The organism is Vallitalea sediminicola (assembly GCF_054408565.1).
In genome coordinates this window covers 1-25,773 of record NZ_BTPT01000087.1, presented here as the reverse complement: position 1 = coordinate 25,773, position 25,773 = coordinate 1, and the positions used below count along the sequence as shown (strand labels likewise).

At 30.3% G+C, this 25,773-nt stretch carries 27 protein-coding genes; all 27 read right to left on the bottom strand.

Annotated elements, in window-relative coordinates; all coding sequences use genetic code 11:
- Position 1 precedes the first annotated feature (1 nt).
- Complete coding sequence (locus tag ACX6CF_RS24650) at positions 2-364, bottom strand: response regulator (RefSeq protein WP_458788037.1); 363 nt, start codon at positions 362-364, stop codon at positions 2-4.
- Positions 365-387: 23 nt separating this feature from the next.
- Positions 388-1,536, bottom strand: coding sequence for a flagellar motor switch phosphatase FliY (fliY, locus tag ACX6CF_RS24645; RefSeq protein ID WP_458788036.1), 1,149 nt, complete (start codon positions 1,534-1,536; stop codon positions 388-390).
- Positions 1,537-1,539: 3 nt separating this feature from the next.
- Positions 1,540-2,523: a flagellar motor switch protein FliM gene (fliM, locus tag ACX6CF_RS24640; RefSeq protein WP_458788035.1), complete on the bottom strand. Its 984-nt coding sequence runs from the start codon at positions 2,521-2,523 to the stop codon at positions 1,540-1,542.
- A gap of 93 nt (positions 2,524-2,616) precedes the next feature.
- On the bottom strand, positions 2,617-3,135 hold the full coding sequence (locus ACX6CF_RS24635; protein ID WP_458788034.1) for a flagellar basal body-associated FliL family protein: 519 nt from the start codon (positions 3,133-3,135) through the stop codon (positions 2,617-2,619).
- A gap of 10 nt (positions 3,136-3,145) precedes the next feature.
- Positions 3,146-3,967, bottom strand: coding sequence for a flagellar motor protein MotB (locus ACX6CF_RS24630; protein WP_458788033.1), 822 nt, complete (start codon positions 3,965-3,967; stop codon positions 3,146-3,148).
- Positions 3,960-4,766 (bottom strand): motility protein A, encoded by an 807-nt coding sequence (locus tag ACX6CF_RS24625; RefSeq protein ID WP_458788032.1) that lies wholly within the window; start codon positions 4,764-4,766, stop codon positions 3,960-3,962. The genes ACX6CF_RS24630 and ACX6CF_RS24625 overlap by 8 nt, the downstream gene beginning before the upstream one ends.
- A 152-nt stretch (positions 4,767-4,918) precedes the next feature.
- The gene (locus ACX6CF_RS24620; RefSeq protein ID WP_458788031.1) at positions 4,919-5,110 is read right to left on the bottom strand and encodes a flagellar FlbD family protein; all 192 of its coding nucleotides are present in this window, start codon (positions 5,108-5,110) and stop codon (positions 4,919-4,921) included.
- A 77-nt stretch (positions 5,111-5,187) separates the two neighbouring features.
- The gene (locus ACX6CF_RS24615) at positions 5,188-6,498 is read right to left on the bottom strand and encodes a flagellar hook protein FlgE (RefSeq protein WP_458788030.1); all 1,311 of its coding nucleotides are present in this window, start codon (positions 6,496-6,498) and stop codon (positions 5,188-5,190) included.
- Between the two features lie 79 nt (positions 6,499-6,577).
- Positions 6,578-6,970, bottom strand: a complete 393-nt coding sequence (locus ACX6CF_RS24610) for a TIGR02530 family flagellar biosynthesis protein (RefSeq protein ID WP_458788029.1) — start codon at positions 6,968-6,970, stop codon at positions 6,578-6,580.
- A 19-nt stretch (positions 6,971-6,989) separates the two neighbouring features.
- Positions 6,990-7,568: a flagellar hook capping FlgD N-terminal domain-containing protein gene (locus ACX6CF_RS24605; protein WP_458788028.1), complete on the bottom strand. Its 579-nt coding sequence runs from the start codon at positions 7,566-7,568 to the stop codon at positions 6,990-6,992.
- A gap of 13 nt (positions 7,569-7,581) precedes the next feature.
- On the bottom strand, positions 7,582-8,880 hold the full coding sequence (locus ACX6CF_RS24600; RefSeq protein ID WP_458788027.1) for a flagellar hook-length control protein FliK: 1,299 nt from the start codon (positions 8,878-8,880) through the stop codon (positions 7,582-7,584).
- A gap of 47 nt (positions 8,881-8,927) precedes the next feature.
- Positions 8,928-9,689, bottom strand: a complete 762-nt coding sequence (locus ACX6CF_RS24595; RefSeq protein WP_458788026.1) for a MotE family protein — start codon at positions 9,687-9,689, stop codon at positions 8,928-8,930.
- 94 nt (positions 9,690-9,783) lie between these two features.
- Positions 9,784-10,221, bottom strand: a complete 438-nt coding sequence (gene fliJ, locus ACX6CF_RS24590; protein ID WP_458788025.1) for a flagellar export protein FliJ — start codon at positions 10,219-10,221, stop codon at positions 9,784-9,786.
- A complete protein-coding gene (gene fliI / locus ACX6CF_RS24585; RefSeq protein WP_458788024.1) occupies positions 10,221-11,546 on the bottom strand; it encodes a flagellar protein export ATPase FliI in 1,326 nt (441 codons plus the stop codon). The genes fliJ and fliI overlap by 1 nt, the downstream gene beginning before the upstream one ends.
- Positions 11,547-11,559: 13 nt before the next feature.
- The gene (locus tag ACX6CF_RS24580; protein WP_458788023.1) at positions 11,560-12,312 is read right to left on the bottom strand and encodes a FliH/SctL family protein; all 753 of its coding nucleotides are present in this window, start codon (positions 12,310-12,312) and stop codon (positions 11,560-11,562) included.
- On the bottom strand, positions 12,305-13,312 hold the full coding sequence (gene fliG / locus ACX6CF_RS24575; RefSeq protein WP_458788022.1) for a flagellar motor switch protein FliG: 1,008 nt from the start codon (positions 13,310-13,312) through the stop codon (positions 12,305-12,307). The genes ACX6CF_RS24580 and fliG overlap by 8 nt, the downstream gene beginning before the upstream one ends.
- A 7-nt stretch (positions 13,313-13,319) precedes the next feature.
- The gene (gene fliF / locus ACX6CF_RS24570) at positions 13,320-14,915 is read right to left on the bottom strand and encodes a flagellar basal-body MS-ring/collar protein FliF (protein WP_458788021.1); all 1,596 of its coding nucleotides are present in this window, start codon (positions 14,913-14,915) and stop codon (positions 13,320-13,322) included.
- 77 nt (positions 14,916-14,992) lie between these two features.
- Positions 14,993-15,298: a flagellar hook-basal body complex protein FliE gene (gene fliE, locus ACX6CF_RS24565; RefSeq protein WP_458788020.1), complete on the bottom strand. Its 306-nt coding sequence runs from the start codon at positions 15,296-15,298 to the stop codon at positions 14,993-14,995.
- A gap of 37 nt (positions 15,299-15,335) precedes the next feature.
- The gene (flgC, locus tag ACX6CF_RS24560) at positions 15,336-15,773 is read right to left on the bottom strand and encodes a flagellar basal body rod protein FlgC (RefSeq protein ID WP_458788019.1); all 438 of its coding nucleotides are present in this window, start codon (positions 15,771-15,773) and stop codon (positions 15,336-15,338) included.
- Positions 15,774-15,831: 58 nt separating this feature from the next.
- Positions 15,832-16,206 (bottom strand): flagellar basal body rod protein FlgB, encoded by a 375-nt coding sequence (gene flgB, locus ACX6CF_RS24555; RefSeq protein WP_458788018.1) that lies wholly within the window; start codon positions 16,204-16,206, stop codon positions 15,832-15,834.
- A 317-nt stretch (positions 16,207-16,523) separates the two neighbouring features.
- The gene (codY, locus tag ACX6CF_RS24550; protein WP_458788017.1) at positions 16,524-17,291 is read right to left on the bottom strand and encodes a GTP-sensing pleiotropic transcriptional regulator CodY; all 768 of its coding nucleotides are present in this window, start codon (positions 17,289-17,291) and stop codon (positions 16,524-16,526) included.
- 201 nt (positions 17,292-17,492) lie between these two features.
- Positions 17,493-19,568 carry a type I DNA topoisomerase gene (gene topA, locus ACX6CF_RS24545; protein WP_458788016.1) on the bottom strand — a complete coding sequence of 692 codons (2,076 nt, stop codon included), beginning with the start codon at positions 19,566-19,568 and terminating at the stop codon, positions 17,493-17,495.
- 12 nt (positions 19,569-19,580) lie between these two features.
- A complete protein-coding gene (dprA, locus tag ACX6CF_RS24540) occupies positions 19,581-20,678 on the bottom strand; it encodes a DNA-processing protein DprA (protein WP_458788015.1) in 1,098 nt (365 codons plus the stop codon).
- Between the two features lie 27 nt (positions 20,679-20,705).
- Positions 20,706-21,935 (bottom strand): lipid II:glycine glycyltransferase FemX, encoded by a 1,230-nt coding sequence (locus ACX6CF_RS24535; protein ID WP_458788014.1) that lies wholly within the window; start codon positions 21,933-21,935, stop codon positions 20,706-20,708.
- Positions 21,935-23,038 carry an alanine racemase gene (gene alr, locus ACX6CF_RS24530; RefSeq protein ID WP_458788013.1) on the bottom strand — a complete coding sequence of 368 codons (1,104 nt, stop codon included), beginning with the start codon at positions 23,036-23,038 and terminating at the stop codon, positions 21,935-21,937. Before alr ends, ACX6CF_RS24535 begins: the two co-directional genes overlap by 1 nt.
- Positions 23,039-23,122: 84 nt before the next feature.
- Positions 23,123-24,661 carry a YifB family Mg chelatase-like AAA ATPase gene (locus tag ACX6CF_RS24525; RefSeq protein WP_458788012.1) on the bottom strand — a complete coding sequence of 513 codons (1,539 nt, stop codon included), beginning with the start codon at positions 24,659-24,661 and terminating at the stop codon, positions 23,123-23,125.
- Between the two features lie 479 nt (positions 24,662-25,140).
- Positions 25,141-25,548 (bottom strand): DUF6241 domain-containing protein, encoded by a 408-nt coding sequence (locus ACX6CF_RS24520; protein ID WP_458788011.1) that lies wholly within the window; start codon positions 25,546-25,548, stop codon positions 25,141-25,143.
- Positions 25,549-25,773 lie beyond the last annotated feature (225 nt).

Sequence of the window (25,773 nt, the reverse complement as noted above, 5' to 3'; positions counted from 1 at the left end):
ACTATCCTATAACTTTTGAAACAGCTTCAATAACTCGCTCGGCTTGGAAAGGCTTTACAATGAAATCTTTAGCTCCAGCTTGTATAGATTCAATTACCATAGCTTGTTGTCCCATTGCAGAACACATAATTATTACAGCATTGCTATCATTTCCTTTTATAGTTTTAACTGCTTCAATACCATCCATCTCTGGCATTGTAATATCCATAATTACTAAATCAGGTTTAAATTCATTATATTTTTCAACAGCCTTCATTCCATTCTCTGCTTCGCCAACAACATTATATCCATTTTTGGTTAAAATGTCCTTTATCATCATCCTCATAAAAGCTGCGTCATCAACGATTAAAATATTCTTTCCCATAGAAATCTCTCCTCTTAATAATATTAATTAATTAGGCCTTGCTGGTTGTTTTTAATAATATCAGTAATTCTTATACCAAAGTTTTCATCAATAACAACTACTTCGCCTTTTGCAACATTTTTTCCATTGACTAATACATCAATTGGTTCACCAGCTAGTTTTTTTAGCTCAATTATTGTTCCAGGTGCAAATTCTAGTATTTCTTTAATTGGTTTGCTAGTTCTTCCTAGCTCTACAGTAACCTCTAATGGTACGTCCATTATTAAATCAATATTTTCTTTTTGTTGCATTACAGCATTAATATCAAAATCCTGGAATTGAGCCTGCTGTACATCAATATTTCTAAATTGATTATCTGAACCCTGATTATACATATTATTATATCCACCCATCTGGTTAGGCATTTGCATTCTTTGATTAGGCATTTGCTTGTTAGGAGTAGTTTCAACAGGTTTTTCTTCTGGTATTTTTTCTTCAATCTTTTCTTCTTCTGCCGCTACTTCTTGACAAGCCATAAAATTGTCATATATATCTTTTGCAAATTCCATTGGATATAACTGCATCATTTCACTATCAACCAAATCACCTATTTGCATCTTAAATGATACCTTAAGAAACTCTTTATTAAGAAATTCAGCGAATTCTTCTGATTCTTCTACATTAAAATCCACAATATTTGATGAAGGAGGATTAATATCTATTTTCTTTCCAAACATAGAAGACATTGAAGTTGCTGCTGAACCTATCATCTGATTCATCGCTTCGCTTATTGCACTGAGGTGAAGATCTGACAATGGTGCCTCAGTACTAATACCTTCTCCACCCATCATTAAATCAGCAATAATTTTCACATCATCCTCGTGAAGCATTAATAAATTAGTTCCTTCTAAACCTTCTTTATATACAATTTGAATAGCAACACATGGCTTAACAAAATCTTTAGCTAAATTTTTCCATTTACATACTGAAACTGTTGGTGTAGTAATTACTACCTTTTGATTAACTAAAGAAAATAATGTTGTTGCAGCAGTACCCATACTTATGTTTGATATTTCTCCAATTGCATCTTTTTCAGTATCATTTAGTTGTTCAGTTTCTTCACTACTGCTACTTGTATCATCTAATCCCTGTAAAAGGGCATTTATTTCTTCTTGAGATAACATTTCATCCATTGCTTATTCCTCCTCCCTAATTATAGAAGTTATTTTAATAGCATTTTTATTATTAAAAATACCAGGTTTTCCTTTGAACTTTTTAATATTTCCTACGTAGACATCCATTTCAGAATCTACTTTATCTGAAAGTTTAATAATATCCCCTTTTTGAAGATTAACAAAATCATTCACTGAAATATTAGATCTACCAAGAACTGTTTTTATTGGTATCTTAACATTATCTATTTGATGCTCAATGATTTCTTTATATAATTCTTCATTGGTGCTTTGTATAGTCGAGAACCAATATTTCGTGTTTAACTTGTCCATAATCGGTTCTAAACATAAATAAGGAATACAGAAATTCATCAAACCTTCTACTGGACCTATTTTCATACTTAATGTAATAAGAGCAACTACATCAGTCGGAGATATTACCTGAGCAAATTGTGAATTAGTTTCTATCTTCTCCAACCTAGGAGATAACTCCACAACGTTTTTCCACGGCTCTCTCATGTTCTGTATACAAATAACTAATATTTTTTCAATTAATAGTACTTCTATCTCTGAAAAATCTCTCTCTCTATCAAGTGTTTCTCCCTTTCCACCTAGCAATCTATCAATAATAGCATACCCTATATTTACTGATAAATCAACAACAAATGACCCCTTTAACGGCGAAAAGTCAACAACTCCTAACAATATAGGATTTGATAATGCATTTGCAAACTCAGAATACGAAATTGCTTCAGAATTTACTACATCCACTTGTGTCGCAGTTCTTAAGTATGCAGGTAAAGTCGTAGAAATTAGTCTTGCATAATGTTCAAAAATTATTTCTAATGTTCTTAGCTGTTCCTTTGAAAACTTTGATGGTCTAGCAAAATCATAATCTTTAATTTGTTTTTCATTAGCATTAGAACGATATTCGTCTACGTCTAATTCACCAGTATTTAATGCATTCAACAAATCATCAATTTCGTGTTGAGATAAGACTTCACCCATATCCTCACCTCCTACAGTAAGTGTTAATAATCCTTTTTATCTTGCGGAACGAGGCAACGCCTCTTTTGTTCTATAATTATAAATGAAGTTAATTTATCTATATAGGAAATCTCTAATATATACTTCTACGAGGGCATCTGTATCTAATATCTCTTCCATCATTTCAAATATTTCATCTGATAACATTTGTTGGCTATCTTGCTTTAACATATCTTCAGAATACTTAGTGGTTAATAATTTTGAAATTCTAGATTTTATGATACCTTTGCTTTCTTCTAGTAGAGTTTTTGTATCATCTAATTCTTTGCTTTTTTTATCTAGCGCAAAACCTACATAGAAAGTAAAACTCATTCGTTTATCAGGATTATCAATCGAAGGTAATATGACCACTATATTTTCTGTTTCATAACTTTCTATTTGACTTAGAGGTATCTTTTCAGGATCTATTACTTGTTCTACTTTATCAGAATTCCCTGTAGGTTTCAAAATAAATACTGAAATACCTAATAAAATTACTGAGCAAACAATTAAAATTACTCCAATCATTAGTACTAATTTACCATTACCATTATCCTTTTCACTTTTCACTTTAACTTTCTTTTCCTTTGCCATTAGTTCACCTCTATTCTACTTCTTCTACTTCGTTAAGCTCATCAATATTTTTATACTCTTCACTAACAAGCTTAATTTCTACTCGCCTATTTATAGCACGCCCTTCAGGTGTACTATTGTCAGTTAATGGACGGTATTCTCCGTAACCTGTAGCGGCAATTTTAGAAGGATCAATACTATGTTCTTTTATCAATCTATACCCAACCGCTATGGCTCTAGCTTGGGATAATTCCCAGTTACTAGGATATCTAACAGTATTGATTGGTCTATTATCCGTATGACCTTCTATTTGTATAGTTTTATCTGCCAATAGTTCTTTTACTTTTACAGATATAACATCTACTAGTTTAATAGCATCAGATGTTAATTCAGCATGACCACTTTCAAATAATATTTCACCTTCAATCGTAAGTTTAATAATATTTGAATTGTACTCTACTTCAACTTCGTTTTCATATCCTTCTTTTTTTAAATATTCATTAATATCTTCTGCATCTTTTTTTGCTTGCTCCAATTTACTCTTTGTAAGGTCTGCATCTTCTTCACCTTCTTCTTCTAAAGGTATTTTATTGTCAAATATGGTCTCAAGACCGTTAACTTGACTTATACCATTAGATATTAATTCATCATCTGTAAGTGAAGTACCACCAGGCATAATATCTATCTGATTTCTAAAAGAGCTCATTGCAGCTTTAAATTTGGCTACATCTATGCTTGACATTGAAAAAAGCAAAACAAAAAAGCAAAGTAATAGTGTTACTAAATCTCCATATGTACTCATCCAAGCTGGCGAACCAGATTTGGTTTCATCTGCTTTTCTTTTTCTACCCATTAGTTTCACCCTCTTCACCATCTTGGTCTTTACTTATTTCATTTCTTAAGCTAGGTGCCAAGAATGCTTTAAGTTTTTCTTCGATTACTCGAGGGTTTTCACCTGCTTGAATAGAAAGTAATCCTTCTATTGAAACTTCTTTTAATAATATTTCTGATTCACTTATAACTTTCATTTTATTTGCAAAAGGTAACGCAATAAAATTGGCTAATAGAGAACCATACAATGTAGTTATCAAAGCAACTGACATATTTCCACCAATCGTACTTGGATCATTCATCGTTTTTAACATAGCAATAAGTCCAATTAATGTACCTATCATACCCCAAGCAGGACCAAATTCTCCAACTTTTTCCCAAAAGCTTTGAACATTTTTATGTCTTCCTTCAATGAATACCAACTCTGTTTCAAGTATGTTTCTTACTAATTCAGGGTCAGTTCCATCAACAATCAGTAGAATCCCTTTTTTCATAAATTCATCATCAATAGATTCTGCAGCTTCTTCTAACGCAAGTAATCCTTCTTTTCTAGCGATATTAGATAATTCTATAATTTTCTTAATTATATCTCCTTCATTAAGCTGTTTACTCTTAAATACTAATGACGCAGCTTTGATGGATTTAATAAAATCAGAAAGAGGATAAGATATTAAAGTCGCTGCAAATGCTCCACCAATAGTAATCATTACAGAAGCTGCATCAGCAAAACTCATTAAAGAACCTTTCATAAGTATTGAACTGATAATAAAGAAAATACCTGCGACCAAACCTCCAATAGTAGCTAAATCCAACGTTTTCACCTCACTTTAATGATTCTTGTTAATAGGCAATACTTTTTACCCATTTAATATAGAAACTTAATTGCCTATTTATTCTATACTAAGTAAGGTTATAGATTAGTTTAATATATAACAACCTACTAAAGTAATAATAAGCATCTATGAATAATTGGTTATTGAATCTCTATACCAATTTTTCTTTTATATTTAATAACCTTATCTATAATCTCTTTAGATGAATCCTTTAGTATGATTTTTTTACCGGTTGTCAGAGTTATTATAGTATTAGGCGTTTCCTCTATGACTTCGATTAAGTCAGAATTAATAACTATTTCCTCGCTATTAAGCTTTGTAACATATATCATATTATCACCTTCGAATAATTTTTATTAGTGGCTAGTGCTTAACCAGCCACTAATTATTAGTTATTTATTAAATAATGTTATCGTTTAAGGTTAACAAGCTCTTGAAGCATTTCATCTGAAGTAGTTATTATTCTAGAATTGGCTTGAAATCCTCTCTGAGTAGTAATCATATCAGTAAATTCTCTAGATAAATCTACGTTGGACATTTCTAGAACTCCACCGTTAAGACTGCCTCCATCTGCTGTAGGGTCAGCACCAATACCATCAAATTCACCTGAGTTATTAGTTACTTCAAAAAGATTATTTCCTGCTTTTTGAAGTCCTGCTGGATTTTGGAATTTTGCTACAGCAACTTGGCCTAATAGTTTAGTCTGAGAATTAGTATATTTACCAAGAATTTTACCATCTGGTCCTATATCGAAACCAGATATAACACCTGCTGGATTTCCGGAATCAAGACCATCTGTATCTCCAGCAACACCTTCTGCTGTTGTTTTTCCACCAAATTGAGTTAAACCTGTTAAATCAATTTCTATTGGTACAAAATCTGCAGGAATTTTACTACCAATACCAGAAATTATTATATTTTTTGTAATTGCAGCATCTAAATTACCATTTGAATCAAATTGTATGATATCATTAGGAGTAGCGATTGCATCACAGGTAATAAAATTTCCCTTTTCATCTTTTATACCTGTATCTTTATCAATTACTACTTGATATTGATCAGGATCCGAAGGTTGAGCTTTTGTAACTGGCTTTATTTTAGCATCAACAGTATACTTATATCCCATACTATCAAAAATATTAAAAGATATAGAAATTCCATCTTTTGATAAATTATTATCGTTTTTATCTATATTTCCAGCAAAATGTGCTTTACTAGTCATAGTAGGTTGTGAATAAACATTATCAGGTTTAAGAATTTGTATCTTAGATACTTTTTCTTTTACAATATTACCCTGTGCATCTGGTTGCCATCCCATAACATTTAATCCTTCTGGGTTAACTAAATTACCTACTTCATCCAATCTAAAAGCTCCTGCTCTAGAAAATTTAAAACCACCTGCACTGTTTAGAATAAAGAATCCATCACCCTCAATCTTCATATCAAGTGGATTATCAGTTCTCTGTGCAGCACCTTCAGTCATTAATGTATCAATAGATGATATATTAGCACCAAGTCCTACCTGCATTGGATTTCGACCACCTATAGAATCACTAGCCCCACTTGCACCTTGTAAAGTTTGACTAAATATTTCATTAAAAGTTACTCTTCCTGACTTAAAACCTGTTGTATTAACATTTGCAATATTATTACCTATAACATCCATTCTAGTTTGGTGTATTCTTAATCCAGAAACACCAGAATACATAGAACGCATCATATTAACAACCTCCTTTTCTGTGCAGTCATATAATCTCATCTGTCAGTCAGAGATTAAAACCCCCTCTATGAGGTCCAGTTTATATAATGACAGCACCATCAATATTTGTAAAAACTTTGTTATCTTGTTCTGATTTTTCCATAGCTGTAACAACTATCTTGTTTTCAATATTTACAACTAATGCAACATCATCAATAATAACCAATGAATCTTTAATCCCTTTTTGCTTTGCCTGATCTATTCCTTTGTTAATTCTATCTAATTGTTCATCTGAAAATTTAATTTTCCTTGAACTAAGACGCATGTTAGCATGCTTGGAAAAATTCAGCTCATCAGTTTTATTTAATTTCTCTTGTAAAACCTTACTAAAATTATCAACTTTGGAATTAACATTACTATTAATTTTAATTTGATTTTTAGTAACTTTTATCTTATTAGTTGAAACATTATACATAGAAGGATTGATCTTCATGTCATTCACCTACTAGCATCTAATTAGTTTCTTCAGGTTCGTCAACACCTTCAGAATCATCTTCATCTGAATCCTCATCTACTTCTCCTGGAGCATATTTCTCTTGTAATTTAGAAATATCTTTACTAATTTCTTCTACTTTTTTACTTAATTCTATTAAATCAATTGGAGCTAATACACCTTCAACCTTATCAAGTGGAACGTCAATATCACCAACTTTTAGAAACACGTTACCGTTTTGCATAAATACTCCTCTAACAGTTCCTGCCACAGGTGTTACTTCCAAGTTAACAGGATTAACTACATTAGCGAAAATATCTTTATTCATTAACTCATATGCTCTTGACATAGAAGCACTTGTATTTAAGTTCTGCATTTGTTCTAAAGCTGAAAATTGTGCCATTTGAGCCAAGAAATCTTTATCTTGTGTAGGATTAAGTGGATCTTGGTATCTCATTTGAGTTACTAATAAATTAAGAAAAGCATCTTTATCTAAGTCATTGGTCTTCTTATCTGTTTTTAAAGTATCAATACCATATTTATCCATAATATCTTTAACAGCATTACTTTGACTGTTAGTACCTGAAATATCTGCCATAATACATACCTCCTTATACTGAATAATCGATAGAATTAATATTTTCTAATTCAGAAGATATATTTCCATCATCTTCTGCTAATCCTTCTATGATTTCATCATCTTGAATATTATTAACTTTCATCATCTTAGCAGCTCTTCTTTTTTTATTACTATTATTATTAAACTGGTTAGGATTATTGTTTTCATTAAACATACTGTTATCACTTACCACTACTTCTAACTTATCCACTGTTATTCCTTGCTCTTGAAGAGACATCCTAAGATTAGCTAAGTTCGCTTCAATCAGTTCTTTTACTGCTGGATTTTCAGCCATGAAATTAGCTGTAACAACACCTTCTTGTGTTGTAAGTGAAAAAGCAAGTCTTCCTAGATGTTCTGGTCTAAGTTGAATGAACATCTTGTTAACATCATCGGTTAAATTAACTTTAAAACTAGACACTATTTGATCAATCACTTCTTCAGTATTCATGTTATATGTAATAACTTGTTTCTCTCCACTTTGGTCAACAACTTCTACTTTTTGTACAGCTTGATTTATATTTACGTTCTGTACGTTTTCAAAAATCTCTTTGCTACTATTACCTACTGGTTCTACTTTTGTTTCATCTTTAACAGTATTACTTTTATCAGTTCTATCATCTGTTATATCTATTTGTGGTTGATTCTGTTTACTGTTAAAATCTTGTTCTTTTGTAGTAACTTCTTCTTCTGAAATATTTGAGTTGTTTGATTCTGCTGATTGATTAATATTAGGTCTTGTATCACTATCTTGTTCTATTGCTGCTATTATTTTTTTGATGTCTTCTGTTTCTAACTCACAGTCTTTAGTTAATTCACTAAGTTCTGTTTTTAGTTCTTTTATGTTAGCAGCTGCATTAGGTACTGTCAATAAATCAAGTGAATCTTCAACATTATATAATGCAGTTAAAAAAGTATTAAGTTTCTCTGGCAACAGCAAATCAAAAACAGTCATATTAAGCTCAGCTAACATTTTACTTAATTGATCTTCTGTAATATTCAACTCTTCAGTCACTTTATCAACAATTTCTGCTTCTAAGTCATCAACATCAACTTTATTTTTAGTTTCACGTTGTACCGGCTTATCTGTTTTTTTAATTTTATGCTGATTATTATTTGTCGGTTTAACGTTGGTAACAGGTTTTTCTGAGTTATCATGTTTAGTATGATTATTAGATTTTTGATTAAGTATTTTGTTGAAATTATCATCTGGTCTTTTGTTATTATTAGTTTTTACGTTATTATTAACCCCAGCTGAAAAATCCATTTTACCTACAACCATTGTAGCCATTTTTTTCGCCTCCTTTCTTTAGTTAGAGATAATATAAATCTCAATAATTACTTTTTGGGAAACATATATTCAGTGATTTTAGCTGCTGTTTTTGTGTCCATAGCACCGAGTATTGCTCCACGCTGTTCACTATCTATATTATTAAGGATTTGAACAACCATTTTCATTTTTGAAGATGTTGTTGTCATCTTCGCTAATATGGCAGCTGCATTAGCAGCCTTCATCTGTCCATAGGATAATGCTATATCAATAATCTCTTTGTTATACTTTTCTATTTGAATAGCTTCAGCATATATATTTGCAGCATTCTCTGGTTTCATTTCTTTATAAAAACTAATAAAATGGCTAATATCAGGAACGCCTTCGCCTAATACTACTAATTCATCAAATTCTTTTTTCTTCTCATCAAAACTTGCTTGATTTTCTTCAAATACTTTTAACCTTGTGTTTTCATCTTGTACTAATTTCAATTCCTCTAAAATCTTTTCTACTTCTATTTCCTTATCTTTCAAAAGAGTTTCTGTTACTTTTAATCTTTCTACAGCTTCATCAACATTCTCAAATGCATAATCACTATTTTCATCTGTAGTATCATCACTCAATGCATCCTCTGCTACATTAGGTAATATATTGTTTAATACTGGAATATTCTTTAAAACCGGATAAGCATAATTACTTCCTATATTACCTATATCTAACTTAATAACAGCACATATACCTCCTATTATTATGATTAATATAATAAGTACTGCTATGATTTTGCCAAAACCCGATTTACTTTCTTTAAATTCAATACTTTCGTTTTCCATGAACGTACATTCCTTTCAGTCCACTAAAACTTTAATGGCTTTATTAACGTATGTTACTTTGAAACAGCGAAAATATCACTGTTTTTCAGTTTATTTATTTTCTATACTTATAACTTACTATTTCATCTAAATGTTTTTGTTCTTCTCTACATTCGTCTTTGTAATATTCTTCATAAGCATTTTCTTTCAATTTTTCATACATCTTTTTTTCAATTAATGCTTCTTTTAATTCATCTCTAATTGATTCAACTTGATTATTTGCCTTAGTAACAGTAATATTTTGTTCTATAACTACAGTAGAATAATATCTGTTTATTTCTCCAAAATCTCTAATATCTTTTACTGTGATTTTATCGCTAACCTTTTCTCTATATAGGTTGTTATTCATATCTCTTAGATTAATTAACTGTGTTAATCTTTTTTCTTCTATTTCAAGCAATTGATTAGCATTACTTAATTCCATCCTCTTTTGATCTTCAAATTTTTCTTTGACTCTTAATATATTCTGTAATCTGAATTGGAATTTAGCCATTACTTATCACTACTTTCTAAAAATATCTTTTCCATTGCATCTATTTCTTCTTCAAAATTAAACTTATCTTCTGTTTTTTGTTTTAAGTAATTGTTAACTGGTTTAATTTTGTCAATTGCATAATCAATATCTTCATTACTACCTTTAGAATAGGCACCAATATTTATTAGATCTTCTACATCTTTATAGGTTGCCAGAACCGTCTTCATATGATTTGCCATATCTTTGTGCCTATCATCTGCAACTTCTGACATAACTCTTGAAACACTTTGTAGAATATCAATTGCTGGATAATGATTCTTATATGCTAATTTTCTTGTTAATACAATATGACCATCAAGTATACCTCTCGCAGTATCGGTAATTGGTTCATTCATATCATCACCATCAACCAGCACTGTATAAAGCCCTGTAATAGAACCTACATCTGAGTTCCCCGCTCTTTCTAATAGTTTTGGCATTACAGCAAATACAGATGGGGTATATCCTCTACTAACAGGCGGTTCCCCTATAGCAAGACCAATTTCCCTCTGAGCCATAGAAAATCTTGTTAATGAGTCCATCATTAGTAAAACATCTTTTCCTTTATCTCTAAAATATTCAGCTATTGCTGTAGCCGTACTAGCAGCTTTTTGCCTTACCAGAGCAGGTTTATCAGAAGTTGCTACTACTACTACTGACCTTTTCAGCCCTTCTTCACCTAAATCCCTCTCAATAAATTCTTTAACTTCTCTTCCTCTTTCTCCAATTAGTGCTATAACATTAATATCAGCACTTGTGTTTCTTGCAATCATACCTAATAATGTACTCTTACCAACACCACTTCCTGCAAATATACCTACCCGTTGACCTTTACCTATAGTCAGTAAACCATCAACAGCTTTTACACCAATAGGTAATACTTCTTTAATCCTTTTCCTTTTAAGGGGATCTGGAGGTTCACTGTGTATATTATAATTAGTGTCAGTATAAATCATTTCTTTATCATCAATAGGGTTTCCTAGCCCATCTAACACTCTACCTAAAAGCTTATCACCAACTGTTACTGTAAGAGTTTGTCCAAGAGCTTCAACTGTACTTCCTAATCCAACACCTTCTAAGTCGCCTAAAGGCATAAGTAATATTCTATTTTCTTTAAATCCAACTACTTCTGCTAAAACAGATGCTTTATCAATGCCTGAATGGATAAGACATAATCCTCCCATCCGAACCTTTGGACCTAATGACTCAATAGTCAATCCTACTACTCTTGTAACTCTTCCTAGATGTCTTATATAAGAATTACTTTTCAGTGTCTCATATTTGTTAAAATCAATATTTTCCATAGGATTCATCCTTTTAAGAATTTAAACTATTTGCAATAAGCTTCAAATCTGATGTTAAACCACTTAATCTTGTATTGAGGCTACAATCTAAATTCCCTAATTTAGTTTCTATAAAACAATCGTTAGATTCTAATGTTCTATCCTTAATAATCTCAACATTAACAGTTTGACTTATATCTTCACATAGCTTATCTCTATTTCCATTGACATAATCAAAATCATTAGGCGATACATGAACAATCAAGTCATCTATTGTTTCAATTTCTGAAAAACCTTTTCTAATTAGATAAATAATTATATTTTCATTATCAATAACATAACCAGTCAGGTTTTTTACCAAGTCCATTAAAATATCAACCATTTTTGGTTCTATATCACTAAGAATCTTTGTTTTTTCATCATGAGCTTGTTGAAGTATTAAATCAGCTTCATTTTTCACACGTATTACTTCTTGTTCTCCCTTACTAAAACCATCATTATATCCGTCTTTTAATGCTTTATTATAGGCCTCCCCAGTAATATCTATAGCATTTTTTTTAGCATCTTCAACTATACACTGAGCGTCTCCCATTGCCTTATTGATAATATCATTAGCAACTTGTTCTGCTTGTTTTTTTTGTTTTTCAATGGATTTAGTAATCTTAGCAGTACTAATATGTACATCATTTTCGTTATTCTCATAGATGTCCTTTTTATTACTTACACCAATAATCTTTTTATTATTAGAGGCATAATTTATAAATGGTGATTTGATAATACTAGACAATTATCTCGTCACCTCCACCTCTAGAGATAACAATTTCACCAGCATCTTCTAATTTTCTGATTATACCAACAATCTTTTGTTGAGCTTCTTCTACATCTTTAAGTCTAACAGGTCCCATATATTCCATATCTTCTTTTATCATAGTCGCTAAACGCTTAGATAAATTATTGAATATAGTATTTTGTACTTCTTCACCTGCACCTTTTAATGCTGTTGCTAATTCATTATTATCCACATCACGAAGTATAGTTTGAATTGAGCGACTATCAAGTGATAAGATATCTTCGAATACAAACATTTTCTTTCTGATCTCTTCAGCAAGTTCTGTATTTTCAATTTCTAATGTTTCCATAATATTCTTCTCTGTAGATCTGTCAACAGAATTTAATATTTGAACTATAGAATCAACGCCGCCAACTATTGTATAATCTTGAGTAACTAATGATGATAGTTTTTTCTCTAATACATTTTCTACATCTTTAATGACATCTGGTGATGTCCTATCCATTTCAGCTATTCTTCTTGCAACATCAGCTTGTTTTTCTTGTGGCAGTGAAGCAAGTATCATTGCTGATTGAGCTGGACTTAAGTATGATAATATAAGTGCTATTGTTTGGTTATGTTCGTCCTGAATAAAGTTAAGCAATTGACTAGGTTCTGTTTTTCTAACAAATTCAAAAGGTCTAACCTGTAATGAGGCTGTAAGTCTTCCAATGACCTGTTTTGCCTTATCTGAACCAAGAGCGTGTTCAAGTAGTTCTTTGGCATAACCAATTCCACCTTCTGCTATGTATTGTTGAGCTAAACATACCTCATAAAAATCTTGTAATACAGATTCTTTATCTTTCGGAGAAACACTTCTCGTATTTGCTATTTCAAGAGTCAATTGTTCAATTTCCTCTTCTTTTAGATGTTTAAATACTTTTGATGATTTCTCAGGACCTAAAGCAATTAGCAATATAGCTGCTTTCTGTAATCCTTTTAAATCTTTATTAGCCATATTATTATCACTCCCAATCTTCATTTAGCCAGTTTCTAAGCAACTGCGCTACTGCATCAGGTTTTTCATCAACAAATTTTTCTATTTGAACTCGTGTATCAGATTTTTCATCAAATTCTATTTCTTCTAGATCTTGTTGTTCTCTCGTACTTGCAAGCATATCTTCAACAGATAGTTCTGGTTGTATCTCTGTAACTTCTACTGGTTCAGTTCCTTTGTAGACTGCATATCCAAGTAACGCTATCATAATTACAATAATAGCTATGAAAATATAATCTGTAATAGGCTTCTTCTTAACTGAAATAGGTATAAATGTAGGAACTTCATATCCAATTATTTCAACTTTTGAACCATTAGTAGCATTCTTAACAAGTGACATAAGGTCATTATCAATAGCTATTTTTTTTGACTCGCTATTTTGAGCTTTATATTCTTCCCATGTTATCTCATCTAGAATACCCTGTTTTTTAAGAAGTGCTTGGTCATATATTTTATATTTTTTAGCTGATATAGATACAGACGATTCATTGTATCTTATATTCCCTATATGTTTAGTTTCATTTGTAATAGTTTTACTTACATCATAATCTACTTTATCTATTTTGGTACTGCTATCAGAAGTACTATTATTTGGCATAAGATAATCAGTCGTACCATTATTAGAATCTGTTCCTGGAATACCAGATGGTGTCTGATCTGTACCTTCTGATTCATAATGATATTCAGATGAAGGTATTCCTTTTGATTGTCCTTCTGGTGTACTATATTCTTCTTTTATTGAAGATTGAGTATCAAAATCAATTATTAAATCCGCTGTAACTACAGCATCATCAAATTCTCCTAATAATATAGATAAAACATCTTTTTCTATTTTGTTTTCCATAGTTACTTCATAATTTATCTTTTTATTTAGACTTGTACCATTTTCATCAATATCTTCACCATAATACAACATTTTACCAGAATTATTAAGAATTCTTACATTTTTAAGTTCTAAATTCTCTACTGAAGATGCTAAAAAGTTAGCTATACCAACAATTTGTTCTTCTGTTAATTCATTTGAAGTATTAAGTATTGCAGATGCTTTAGATTCCTTGACATCATCAAATATTGTTCTGTCTTGATCAGGTATAACTAATTTAACCACTGCTGACTCAACATCTTCAATAACAGAAATCTTATCTCCTAATTCATTTTCAAATGCTAATCTGTGTTTTGCTTTTTTTTCTGCTTCAGTGGTGCTAAGGCTAGAATTAAAAGCTTCTTTATATGTCATACCAGTATTTGATATGATTCCCATACTGTCTAGTGCCATTTGAGCGTCTTGTTTTCTGTTTTTATCTACATATACAGAAGAAGCATTATCTCGAACTTCATATTTAATTCCTTGTTCAAGTAATAAAGTTTTAACTTCGTTAGTAGTTTTTGGTTCCAATCCAGAAACAAATGGTACCATCTTTGTTTTGTTCAATGCTATTGTCAATATACTCAATGCAATAACCGTAACTACCAAGGCTGCAATTATTTGCAACTTCTGTTTTTTGTCAAACTTGTTCCAGAACCCGGTTATTTGGTCTGAAATTTTACTTATAAAACCAGGCATATGTACACCCCTTTAACATAAATCACACATCCATTTTCTAACTTAGTTTAGGTTTGACATCTAAATACAAATAATATTTAGACTTGCATACGCATTATTTCATTATATGCATCAAGTAATTTATCTCTTATTTTTACTGTGTATTGTAATGCTACTGAAGCTTTTTCTGATGCGATTAGAACATCAACAAAATTATCAGTTTTACCTGCAGCAAAATCTGTAGTTATTTGTTCGGACTTTTTCTGCAATTGATTTGTATCATCTACTAATCCTATTGCCGCTTTGTATATATCCTCAAATAATTGTCCAGATTCTTTTTCTTTCTTATTTCCACTGGTTATAAGATTATTTATACTGCTAATATCTCCAATTTGAATTCCCATTTCGCATCTCTCCAATCATGTCAATTCTATTAATCTCTTATTTGCCAATCTCTAAAGATTTCATTGCCATTGATTTAGCTGCATTCATTGCAGTCACATTTGCCTCATATGAACGATTAGCCGATATCATATTTACCATTTCTTCTATTGTATTAACATTAGGCATTGATACATAACCATCTTTGTCTGCTTCTGGATGACTTGGATCATATACTCTTTTTAATGGTTCAGTATCTTCAATAATCTTGGATACTTTAACTCCTGAAGCTGTATAATTATCAATTGAATCATTAAGCATGGAACTGAAATCATTTTTTTTCTGTTCTTCAAAAAGCAAAACTTTTCTTCTATATGGTCCGCCATCTTTTGTTTTAGTTGTATTGACATTAGCAATGTTTTGAGAAATAATATCCATCCTCAATCTTTGGGCAGTTAACCCAGTAGCGCTAACGTTCATTGAATTAAAAAAAGACATTTATCTTTACCTCCTATCGTAATTAATATTTATATAACATATATACCTCTTATCCTAATTAATGATTTAAAACTGTTTTAATTCTACCAAAATTATTAGAAACCTGGTCAACTAAAACATTGAATTTAATTTGATTTTTTGTAAGTTCTGTCATTTCGGTGTCAATATTAACATTATTACCATCTAATCTATAACTTAGATTTGATTTATCGACAACTACCTGAGGTGTTAGTGCATTAATATCTATATTAGATAATTTATTATTAGATAGTAATGCTTCTTGTAATAATCCTTCAAATTTAACATCTTTTCTTTTATAACCTGGTGTATCTTCATTAGCTACATTTTCTGAAATCACATCGTGTCTCATCAAACTTGCATTTAAAGATTTTCCTAAAATATTAATTCCATTGTACATATTATTACTTATCATAATTCCACCTGCCTTTTTTATCCATTAATATTTATTATAATTTATATGTCGAAAATTGCAAGGCTTTTGTAATGAGCAATTAGACTTAATTTACACTAATCTAATAAATAAGACTTAATTATTAATTGTAGTTATTAAATACTCAGTTATCTTTTCCAAAAAAATACTTTTATCCTATATATTGTATCAGTTTATGTCATAATATACAATATATACTTAACAATTTTTGAAAATATTACACATATTTTACAGTAATAGCTATTTTTGTAATTAAAAAAGGGAAAGCTTTTTCAAGCTTCCCCTTTTATTTTAAAATCTTATAGTTTATTGAGTTCTTCAATCAATACATCATTAAGAACTTTAATATAAGTTCCTTTCATACCTAATGAACGAGATTCAATAACTCCTGCACTTTCGAATTTTCTAAGTGCATTAACAATAACAGATCTAGTAATTCCAACCCTATCAGCTATTTTACTTGCAACAAGTATGCCCTCTTTACCATTTAACTCCTCAAATATATGTGTAATAGCTTCTTGTTCAGAGAATGATAAAGTACCAATTGCAGATTTAACGATAGTAGTCTTTCTAATTTCTTCTGTATTTTCTTCGTTAATTGATCTCATGATTTCTAGTCCTACAACAGTAGCACCATATTCACTTAATATTATGTCCTCAATGTCATAGGAATCATTATTCTTATATAGGAATAAAGTTCCAAGTCTTTCACCCGCAATATCAATCGGAACAATAATTCCAATATAATTATTTGCGTTTACGTTTGAAGAGAACCCTAATGTTTCAAGATTAACATTTTCTTTTGTTGATAAAACATTTAATAATCTTTCATTTAAATTTCTATCAATACATTCTCCCAGTCTATCTTGTAACAACTCTTCAATAATACCAACTTCTTCCCTGTTATGAAGTCCTAGTAATTTGCCCTTTTTACTAATCACTAATGCATTAGAATATAATATATCACTAAGCACTTCACATATGTCGGTAAATATTACCCTTTGTGTACCTGTTCTTTGTAGTAATCTGTTAATCTTTCTCGTTTTATCCAGTAGTTGTACACTCATTAAATTTTTCCCTCCTAAATTATTATGCTATTAAGCTAAAAGCATCAACCAAGTTGCATATTTTATTATATTACGAAGCTTCTAAATATTCAAGTATATATTTAAAATTGACGCTTTTACCTTGCTTTATTTAATACCAAAGTAACTGCCCTAGAATTTTATTTCTAATTACTTTGACAATTTTTATGAATAACAAAATTATTATTCATGTTCTTCTTTTTCTTTTAGAACGCTATAATTACATTCTTCATTGTTACATTTTAGATATTTGCCCTTTTCAACCATAATGGTTTCACACTTTGGACAAATTTCTTTAGTAGGTCTGTTCCAAGTCATAAAATCACATTCTGGATTATTTTCACACCCATAATATCTTCTGCCTTTTTTAGTCTTTTTAATAAAGACTTCTCCACTACATTTCGGGCAAGAGACACCCTCAACTTTTTCATATAATGGTTTAGCATTTCTACACTCTGGGAAACCAGGACATGCTAAAAATTTACCATATCTGCCAATTTTGATTACCATGTTTCTACCACATTTATCACATAGAACGTCAGAAACTTCATCCTTTATTTCAATTTTGCCTATTTTTTCTTCAGCGTATTCAATTGTATTATGAAAATCAGGATAAAATTTTCTAAGTACTTCTTTCCATTGTATATTTCCAGTCTCTACTTCATCTAGTTCTTTTTCTAGTGCTGCCGTGAATTTAACATTCACTATATCTTCAAAATATTTTTCCATTATCTCGTTAACAATTTCACCTAATTCAGTAGGAAAGATATTTTTCTTTTCTTTAGAAACATAGCCTCTTTTTTGTATGGTAGATATAGTTGGTGCATAAGTACTTGGTCTACCAACACCATTTTCTTCTAATGTCTTTACTAATGATGCTTCTGTATATCTAGGCGCTGGTTGAGTAAAATGTTGTTTTTGGCTTAAATCTATTAAATTTAAAATAGAATCTTTATTAATATTTCCAATTTTTTGGTTATCTTCTGTTTCATCTGAAATATTATATACTTTTAGGAATCCCTCGAAGATTAAAACAGAACCAGAAGCATTAAATCTGTAATCTCCTCCATTAATTTTAATTGATTTTGTAGCGTATTTTGCGGGTTTCATTCTACTTGCAACAAATCTGTTATAAATCAACTTATATAATCTAAATTGATCCCTTGATAATGACACTTTTATATCATCAGGGTAGATATCAACATAAGTTGGTCTTATAGCTTCATGGGCATCTTGTACATTACTTTTTTTATTGCTTGAGATTTTATTATTATTAACATACTCTTCTCCAAAACTACTTGAGATATATTCTTTTACAGCTTTATCCGCATCATCAGATATACGAGTTGAATCAGTACGAAGATAAGTAATAAGTCCTATAGTACCTTTTCCTTTTACATCTATACCTTCGTATAATTGCTGAGCTATTCTCATAGATTTAGAAGTTGTAAAATTCAATTTCTTGGCAGCTTCTTGTTGAAGAGTACTTGTAATAAACGGTAGAAGTGGTTTTTTTAGCCTTTCACTTTCCTTAACATCACTTACAATATATTCTTTATCTTTAAGGTAATCAATAATTTCATCAACTTGTTCTTTAGAAGATATTTTCATTTTTTTATTTTTACCATAGAATGTAGCCGTGAATTCGTCTTTGGATTTCTTGTCTTGTAATTTTGCATCTAATGACCAATATTCTTCTGGAATGAAACTATTAATTTCTTCTTCTCTATCACAAATAAGTTTTAGAGCAGTTGACTGGACCCTTCCTGCACTGAGTCCTTTTTTAATCTTTTTCCATAGTAGCGGACTAATCTTATATCCGACTATTCTGTCCAATATTCTTCTAGCCTGTTGAGCATCAACTAAATCCATGTTAATTTCTCTAGCTTCTTTTATAGAATTTTTAACTGCATTTTTTGTAATTTCATTAAAAGTTATTCTGTAAAATTTTTTGTCCTCTAAATTAAGAGAAAATAACAAATGCCATGATATAGCTTCACCTTCACGGTCAGGGTCAGTAGCTAAATAAACTTTATTAGCCTTCTTCACTTCTTTTCTAAGAAGTTTTAGGAGTTCTCCTTTACCTCTTATAGTTATATATTTGGGCTCAAAGTCATTTTCTACATCTACGCCTAACTGACTTTTGGGTAAATCTCTTACATGTCCCATTGAAGCTTCAACTTTATAATTGCTACCTAAAAATTTTTTTATAGTCTTTGCTTTTGCAGGCGATTCAACTATTACTAAATTCTTTGCCATTTTTACCCTCCACTACAATTTTTTAATAAAATATTTGTTTGGCAGTTGTTTTATTACGCCCTTAAGTTCCAGTTTTGTTAATATCAACCCAAGTTCACTAATTGGTATGTTTGACTTAATATGTATATCGTCAATAAATAAAGGTTCTAAACTTAAACAAGAATACACTATTTTTTCAATTTCTGCAAGTCCTAAAGTAATATTTTCTGAATTTTTTTGTTTTTCATTGCTGAAACTTACAGAAATTTCCTCTAAAATATCATCAATATTAGTTACCATTTTAGCACCCATTTTAATCAAATTATTAGTACCTTCACTTAATTTGTCCGTTATCCTGCCAGGGATACTATAGACATCTTTCCCTTGTTCTAACGCTTGGTCAGCAGTTATTAGCGAACCACTTTTTCCTGCAGCTTCTATAACTAAAACTCCATCACTAATTCCACTAATAATTCTGTTTCTAAGAGGAAAGTTACCTGGTTTTGGAATTTGATTAACTGGAAATTCAGATATCAGTGCTCCATTATGACTAATGTCATCCATTAATTTATAATTTTCCTTTGGATAACATATGTTAACACCAGACCCAAGTACGGCATATGTTTTACCTTTGCCTTCTAAAGCACCTTTATGAGCAGCAGTATCTATGCCTCTAGCCATCCCACTAATAATTATAATTCCCATTTTTGCTAATTCTCTTCCAAAAAGTTTTGCTACTTCTCTACCATATTCTGTACATCTTCTAGCTCCCACAATAGCTATGATAGGTAATTTTTCTTCTAAATCACCTTTTACATAGATACCATAAGGGTAATCATAAATATTTTTCAAGTTTTCTGGGTACAAATCATCATCAATAGAATAAAATTTAATATTATTCTTATTTATTCTGTTATAATATTCTATTATCTTTTCTTGGTTTCTAGACTCTATAATTGATTTTCTATCTATTTCTCTTAAGCCCTTTACTTCACTAAGTTCATCAGTTGCTTTCCAAATATTCTTTGGTTCATCAAAATAATTCAATAAGTATTTTATCTTCTTAAGCCCAATACCTTTTATATTATTTAACCATAACCAATAGTGTTCCTTTTCCATAACACTCCCCATACACATCATCCTCTAATTCTTTTTTAGTTATTTACTCCTGATTTTTCTAATTAGTTTTTTCACTTTCGGCACCCAAAACTCCCATAGATTATAATAAAACTTGTTAACCACTAAATCAAACTCACCTATATACTCCACAAAATCACCATTAAATCCCTTTTTAAACCTATATAAACCATACAAGTGATGATTCGGGTCAAGATCACCTGAAATCCCCCTAAAATCATACAATGTACAACCATAATCCATAGAATATGATATCATATGCCACTGTAATAAGTAATTAGGCATCAGGTTTCTGTACAAGTTATCACTTGCTCCATATAGATACCATGATTTATTACCATTCAACAATACGATTGCACCTGATACTATAATACCTTCTGGATTTTTGTTAGCTAGCTCTGTCATTTCTGGAATTTCTTTTTGTAATTTATTAATTCTATCTTCATTGGGTTTCTTAGAATTTTCTTCTTTATCCAAGTCTTTAACAGCTTTATCTAATGCTTTCTTTACATTATATTTTGCCATGAACAGTTTCATTTTCCCCTGTTTTTCCATGGTATTATACATATCACTAAAGTACTTTAACGGCCTTGTGATAAAATCATCTCTTGAACCTGTAACTCTCATTATTCTTTCAAATTCTTTTAGGTCTTCTATACTACCTTCATATATTTCGATACCTTTTTTTTCTGCTAACCTAATATTATATCGAGTTTTATGATGAAAACTTTTGAATAAAGTATCTTTATCCTTATCTACATCTAACTTAAACACAAACCTTGGTTGAATTCCTTCAAAATCAAGATTGGTTCCTTTGTGTGCGTAACCCATATCTTTTAATGATTTAATCAATTTAGTATTATCTATACCATCTTCTCGTATATCTCCATCAATAGTTCTTTCCTTATAGATTATACATGGATCTATCTTCACAAAAATTGCTTTTGATTTCTTGGCATACTGTTTCAACTGATTTGTGAATTCTTTCACTAAATCTATATTTTTATAATCAAGAACATACCCTCTTGGAGCATATAAAATATATCTTGATATTCCTGGTAATTTTCGTCTTAATAGCATAGCCGTAGCTTGTAATTCCTTTTTACTATTTTCTAGTCCAACCAATTCTTTAGTCCATTCTCCAATACACTTTAAGTTACCCCATTCTACGGATTGTAAAGCATGTCCATTAGGGTGATTTTCATTGAATAAAGTGAATTTTTTTTCATCTATGTGTGTAACAAATTCCATTAACTTTTTACCTCCGAAATGTATGTCCTTTTTATATTCTCTTTTACAAAAATAGGCGAGACTTTTATCTCAACCATCATTTTATCTGTATTATCTATACCTGTTATATCAACAATAGTGTATTGCATATTTGGTCTTCCTAGTATCTCTAAAGGTTTTCCTTTATAATATATCACTGTTTTATTTCTAAATAAAAACCTGTATATTTCTTTCAAATAATATATAAAGACAGAACCAAATTTGGAACCTATAGGTTTTTTAATTAGACCCATTCCACAATAAAATCCCATGGGAACTATTCCTATAGTTTTATCCTTTTTTGATTTATAACTATTTCCATAACCTATATATTCTCCTGCTTTAACTTTTTTAGCATATATGACTTTCGCCCTAATGTTAGCTGTTTTTTTTAATCCTACTCTTTTTTTACTGTTGCAAGGACCATATAAAGCATTACCTAGCCTTACCATATTATAATGAGCTTCTTTATAATCTATCGTATTTTCACTATTACATATATGATAAATCAAGTTGTTATAGTGTTGATTAAAGAAAGTTATATATTTATCAAACTTTTCTTTCTGTCCCAATACATAAGACCTATTGTTTTTATATGTTGTTGCAAAATGAGAATATACTCCTTCTAGTATTGCATAAGTAGATTTTTTACATAGTGATTCAACTTCTTCCAATTGGTCATAATTTATGCCAAATCTATTCATTCCCGTTTCTACTTTTAAGTGAAACTTGATTTTTTTCTTATAATTATCTGTCCAATTAATTAATTTTTTTAATTGGCTTAATGAACAAATGCTCATAGTAATATTATTCTCATAGACTATTTCAAATTCCTCTGTGGGACCCATTAAAAAAATAGATTGTTCTAAACCATTTTTTCTAAGTTGAACACCTTCATCAAGTAATCCTACTCCAAAATAATCCACATCATCCCTTAATGCTTTTGCAATTTCTCCACTACCATGTCCATAAGCATTACCTTTTACAACTGCCATAATCATAGTATCATTATTTAGTTGTTCTTTAATTTTGGATAGATTATAATATAGGTTATGAAGGTTAACTTCCAAATAGATATCAGACAATTGTTTTCCTCCTCAAATCATTCTATTAATTTCCCTAAGTTAACATTATAAACAGTTTATGGAATAATATCAAGTTACTATTTTTTAATCTAGGTAGTTACGGTCAAGAGATCTATATTGTATTGCTTCTGCTAGATGTTTCTCCTCAATGTCATTTTTACCTTCTAGATCCGCTATTGTTCTTGCGACTTTTAATATTCTATGATATGCTCTAGCACTCAAATCAAGCTTCTTGAAGGCTAATTGCATCATTTCCCTTGACGAATCATCTAACTTACAATATTTATCAATCTGAACCACGCTTAACATTGAGTTAAAATATATCTTAGAATCTTTATATCGCTGCTGTTGAATCTTATGGGCTTTCATTACTCTGTTTTTAATATCTTTTGAAGACTCCATCTTCTTTTTATTATTAAGATCATTGTAATTAACATTATTGGCCTCTACATGCAAATCTATTCTATCAAGAAGTGGTCCTGATATTTTATTGACGTATCTTTTTATTTGTAGTGGAGTACAACTGCATTTTTCTCTGTCGGGATAATATCCACATGGACACGGATTAAGAGACGCTACAAGCATGAAATTCGCTGGATATGTAATTGTTGCATTTACTCTAGAAATTGTTACCTTGCCATCTTCTAGTGGTTGTCTCATTACTTCTAATACATTTTTGCTAAACTCAGGCATTTCATCTAGGAACAAAACCCCATTATGAGATAAACTGATTTCTCCTGGTCTCGGAATTCTACCTCCACCTGTCAATGCCGAATTAGATACTGTATGGTGGGGAGCTCTAAATGGTCTTTTAGTTACTAATGCCTGATCTGTGCTTAATAATCCAGCCACACTATATACTTTTGTTATTTCAATACTTTCTTCAAAAGTCAAGTCTGGTAATATAGTAGGTAATCTTTTTGCCATCATGGTTTTACCAGAACCAGGTGGTCCTATCATTAAAACGTTATGAGCTCCAGCAGCTGCAATTTCTAATGCCCTTCTTACATTTTCTTGTCCTTTTATATCACTGAAATCTATTGTATTTTCTTCATTGTTCCATGATTCTTTGAATAATTTTTCTATGTCAATTTTCTTTGGTTTCATTTTTATATCATCATTTAATAATTTGACTACTTCAGATAGATTATTAACACCAATAACATCAATACCTTCTACTACTGCACCCTCATCAACATTATCTAAGGGAAGGATACATCGTCTGAAGCCATTCTTATATGCTTTGTAAACAATAGGTAGTATACCATTTACTTTCTGCACTTCACCATTTAGAGATAATTCCCCAATAATTAATGTTTTATCCAATGATTTTGTATCTATTAACTCCATACATGCTAGAATACCAACAGCAATTGGTAAATCAAATGCAGGTCCTTCTTTTCTTATATCAGCTGGAGCTAAATTTACTGTTATTCTTTTACAAGGAAACTGAAATCCTGAATTGTTTATAGATGTTCTTACTCTTTCTATAGACTCTTTAACAGCAGAGTCTGGTAACCCGACCAAGTCAAGCCTAGGAAAGCCACTTGATATATCTACCTCTACTCCTACCATATATCCATCAATACCCATTAATGCAGCACTATAAACTCTGTTAAACATGTTGTCCCCCTTATCATATGTATATTTGGTTATGCAATAAAATGAAATGTTAAACAAATTAATAATTTATTTTGTTTAACTTATTAAAAGCATTAACCTTATTAGTAATATTTAGTATATAAGCAATTTATATCATTATATCATAAAATAATCATATTATTAATAACAAATTATCATTCCAATTAAATATAGTAAAAAATTAAATACCAGTTTCTATATTTTTTAAATCTATTACTCATACCAAATAAATTATAATAATAGAAATCAGCCCTCTATTAATATAGAAGAAACTAGTTCAAACCAAGTTGCTGAACATATGAAAAATATATGCGCACTTAAAAAAACGCCCATATTACTGCTTTAAAAATACAAAACGTATAATTATATGGCTTTAGTATTAAAAATCCATTTAAAGCCAAAATATGCAATTATAAGAAGATAATCATTCTTCTATTACAGCTAATTAAATCCAAAATTGACTATTTCCTTAATTCATAAGCTTTTCCAACACTTCCTCCTAATTTTTCCCATAGATAATTATGTTCATCTACTGCACAAGAAAAATCTTTATTCTTCCAATTGTATAATATGCTTAATAATTTTTTTCTATCTGAATACTCTGATACAAGAACTTCTGTAATTAAATAATCCACTCTTTCCTCAGTAATTTCAATTTCACCCCATATTTCATCAGCAACAATTTTTGTATTAGCCATCATATGCATTTCTTCCCAAACTTCTTCTTCACATCTTACATATACTTTTGTTAATTCAGTTTTTTGAATGAGTTCTTGATACTTAGTATCATCTATCTGTTCTATTTTATTTGAACATCCAGTCATTGCTATAATTATTAATATTGTTATAAACATCCCATTTTTTTTCAAGTCTGTCACCTCTAGCTAGTTAAACATTTATAATTGTATAATTAGAATAAGTTTCCCTTTTATACTAGCTTTTCCAATCTGAATTAGGATTATTATATTCATGCTAAACTAACAAGTGTTATATTATTCCATACACGAAAAGAAGCTATGCCTCGTCTTCCGTCGTAACTTTCCTATAAAAAACAAAAAAAGGTTTCCCCTAGGGGCAATGTCATTAAGTTAAGG

Coding starts and splice junctions, on each gene's coding strand:
- ACX6CF_RS24600 (WP_458788027.1), bottom strand. CDS start 8,880: ATGGCTACAATGGTTGTAGGTAAAATGGATTTTTCAGCTGGGGTTAAT.
- ACX6CF_RS24635 (WP_458788034.1), bottom strand. CDS start 3,135: ATGGCAAAGGAAAAGAAAGTTAAAGTGAAAAGTGAAAAGGATAATGGT.
- topA (WP_458788016.1), bottom strand. CDS start 19,568: ATGGCAAAGAATTTAGTAATAGTTGAATCGCCTGCAAAAGCAAAGACT.
- ACX6CF_RS24650 (WP_458788037.1), bottom strand. CDS start 364: ATGGGAAAGAATATTTTAATCGTTGATGACGCAGCTTTTATGAGGATG.
- ACX6CF_RS24525 (WP_458788012.1), bottom strand. CDS start 24,661: ATGTTTAACAGAGTTTATAGTGCTGCATTAATGGGTATTGATGGATAT.
- fliY (WP_458788036.1), bottom strand. CDS start 1,536: ATGGATGAAATGTTATCTCAAGAAGAAATAAATGCCCTTTTACAGGGA.
- fliM (WP_458788035.1), bottom strand. CDS start 2,523: ATGGGTGAAGTCTTATCTCAACACGAAATTGATGATTTGTTGAATGCA.
- ACX6CF_RS24595 (WP_458788026.1), bottom strand. CDS start 9,689: ATGGAAAACGAAAGTATTGAATTTAAAGAAAGTAAATCGGGTTTTGGC.
- fliI (WP_458788024.1), bottom strand. CDS start 11,546: ATGGAAAATATTGATTTTAACAAATATGAGACACTGAAAAGTAATTCT.
- flgB (WP_458788018.1), bottom strand. CDS start 16,206: ATGATAAGTAATAATATGTACAATGGAATTAATATTTTAGGAAAATCT.
- ACX6CF_RS24630 (WP_458788033.1), bottom strand. CDS start 3,967: ATGGGTAGAAAAAGAAAAGCAGATGAAACCAAATCTGGTTCGCCAGCT.
- codY (WP_458788017.1), bottom strand. CDS start 17,291: ATGAGTGTACAACTACTGGATAAAACGAGAAAGATTAACAGATTACTA.
- flgC (WP_458788019.1), bottom strand. CDS start 15,773: ATGTCTTTTTTTAATTCAATGAACGTTAGCGCTACTGGGTTAACTGCC.
- ACX6CF_RS24535 (WP_458788014.1), bottom strand. CDS start 21,935: ATGGAATTTGTTACACACATAGATGAAAAAAAATTCACTTTATTCAAT.
- ACX6CF_RS24615 (WP_458788030.1), bottom strand. CDS start 6,498: ATGATGCGTTCTATGTATTCTGGTGTTTCTGGATTAAGAATACACCAA.
- dprA (WP_458788015.1), bottom strand. CDS start 20,678: ATGGGGAGTGTTATGGAAAAGGAACACTATTGGTTATGGTTAAATAAT.
- ACX6CF_RS24610 (WP_458788029.1), bottom strand. CDS start 6,970: ATGAAGATCAATCCTTCTATGTATAATGTTTCAACTAATAAGATAAAA.
- ACX6CF_RS24605 (WP_458788028.1), bottom strand. CDS start 7,568: ATGGCAGATATTTCAGGTACTAACAGTCAAAGTAATGCTGTTAAAGAT.
- fliJ (WP_458788025.1), bottom strand. CDS start 10,221: ATGGCTAAATTCCAATTCAGATTACAGAATATATTAAGAGTCAAAGAA.
- fliF (WP_458788021.1), bottom strand. CDS start 14,915: ATGCCTGGTTTTATAAGTAAAATTTCAGACCAAATAACCGGGTTCTGG.
- fliG (WP_458788022.1), bottom strand. CDS start 13,312: ATGGCTAATAAAGATTTAAAAGGATTACAGAAAGCAGCTATATTGCTA.
- fliE (WP_458788020.1), bottom strand. CDS start 15,298: ATGGGAATTCAAATTGGAGATATTAGCAGTATAAATAATCTTATAACC.
- ACX6CF_RS24620 (WP_458788031.1), bottom strand. CDS start 5,110: ATGATATATGTTACAAAGCTTAATAGCGAGGAAATAGTTATTAATTCT.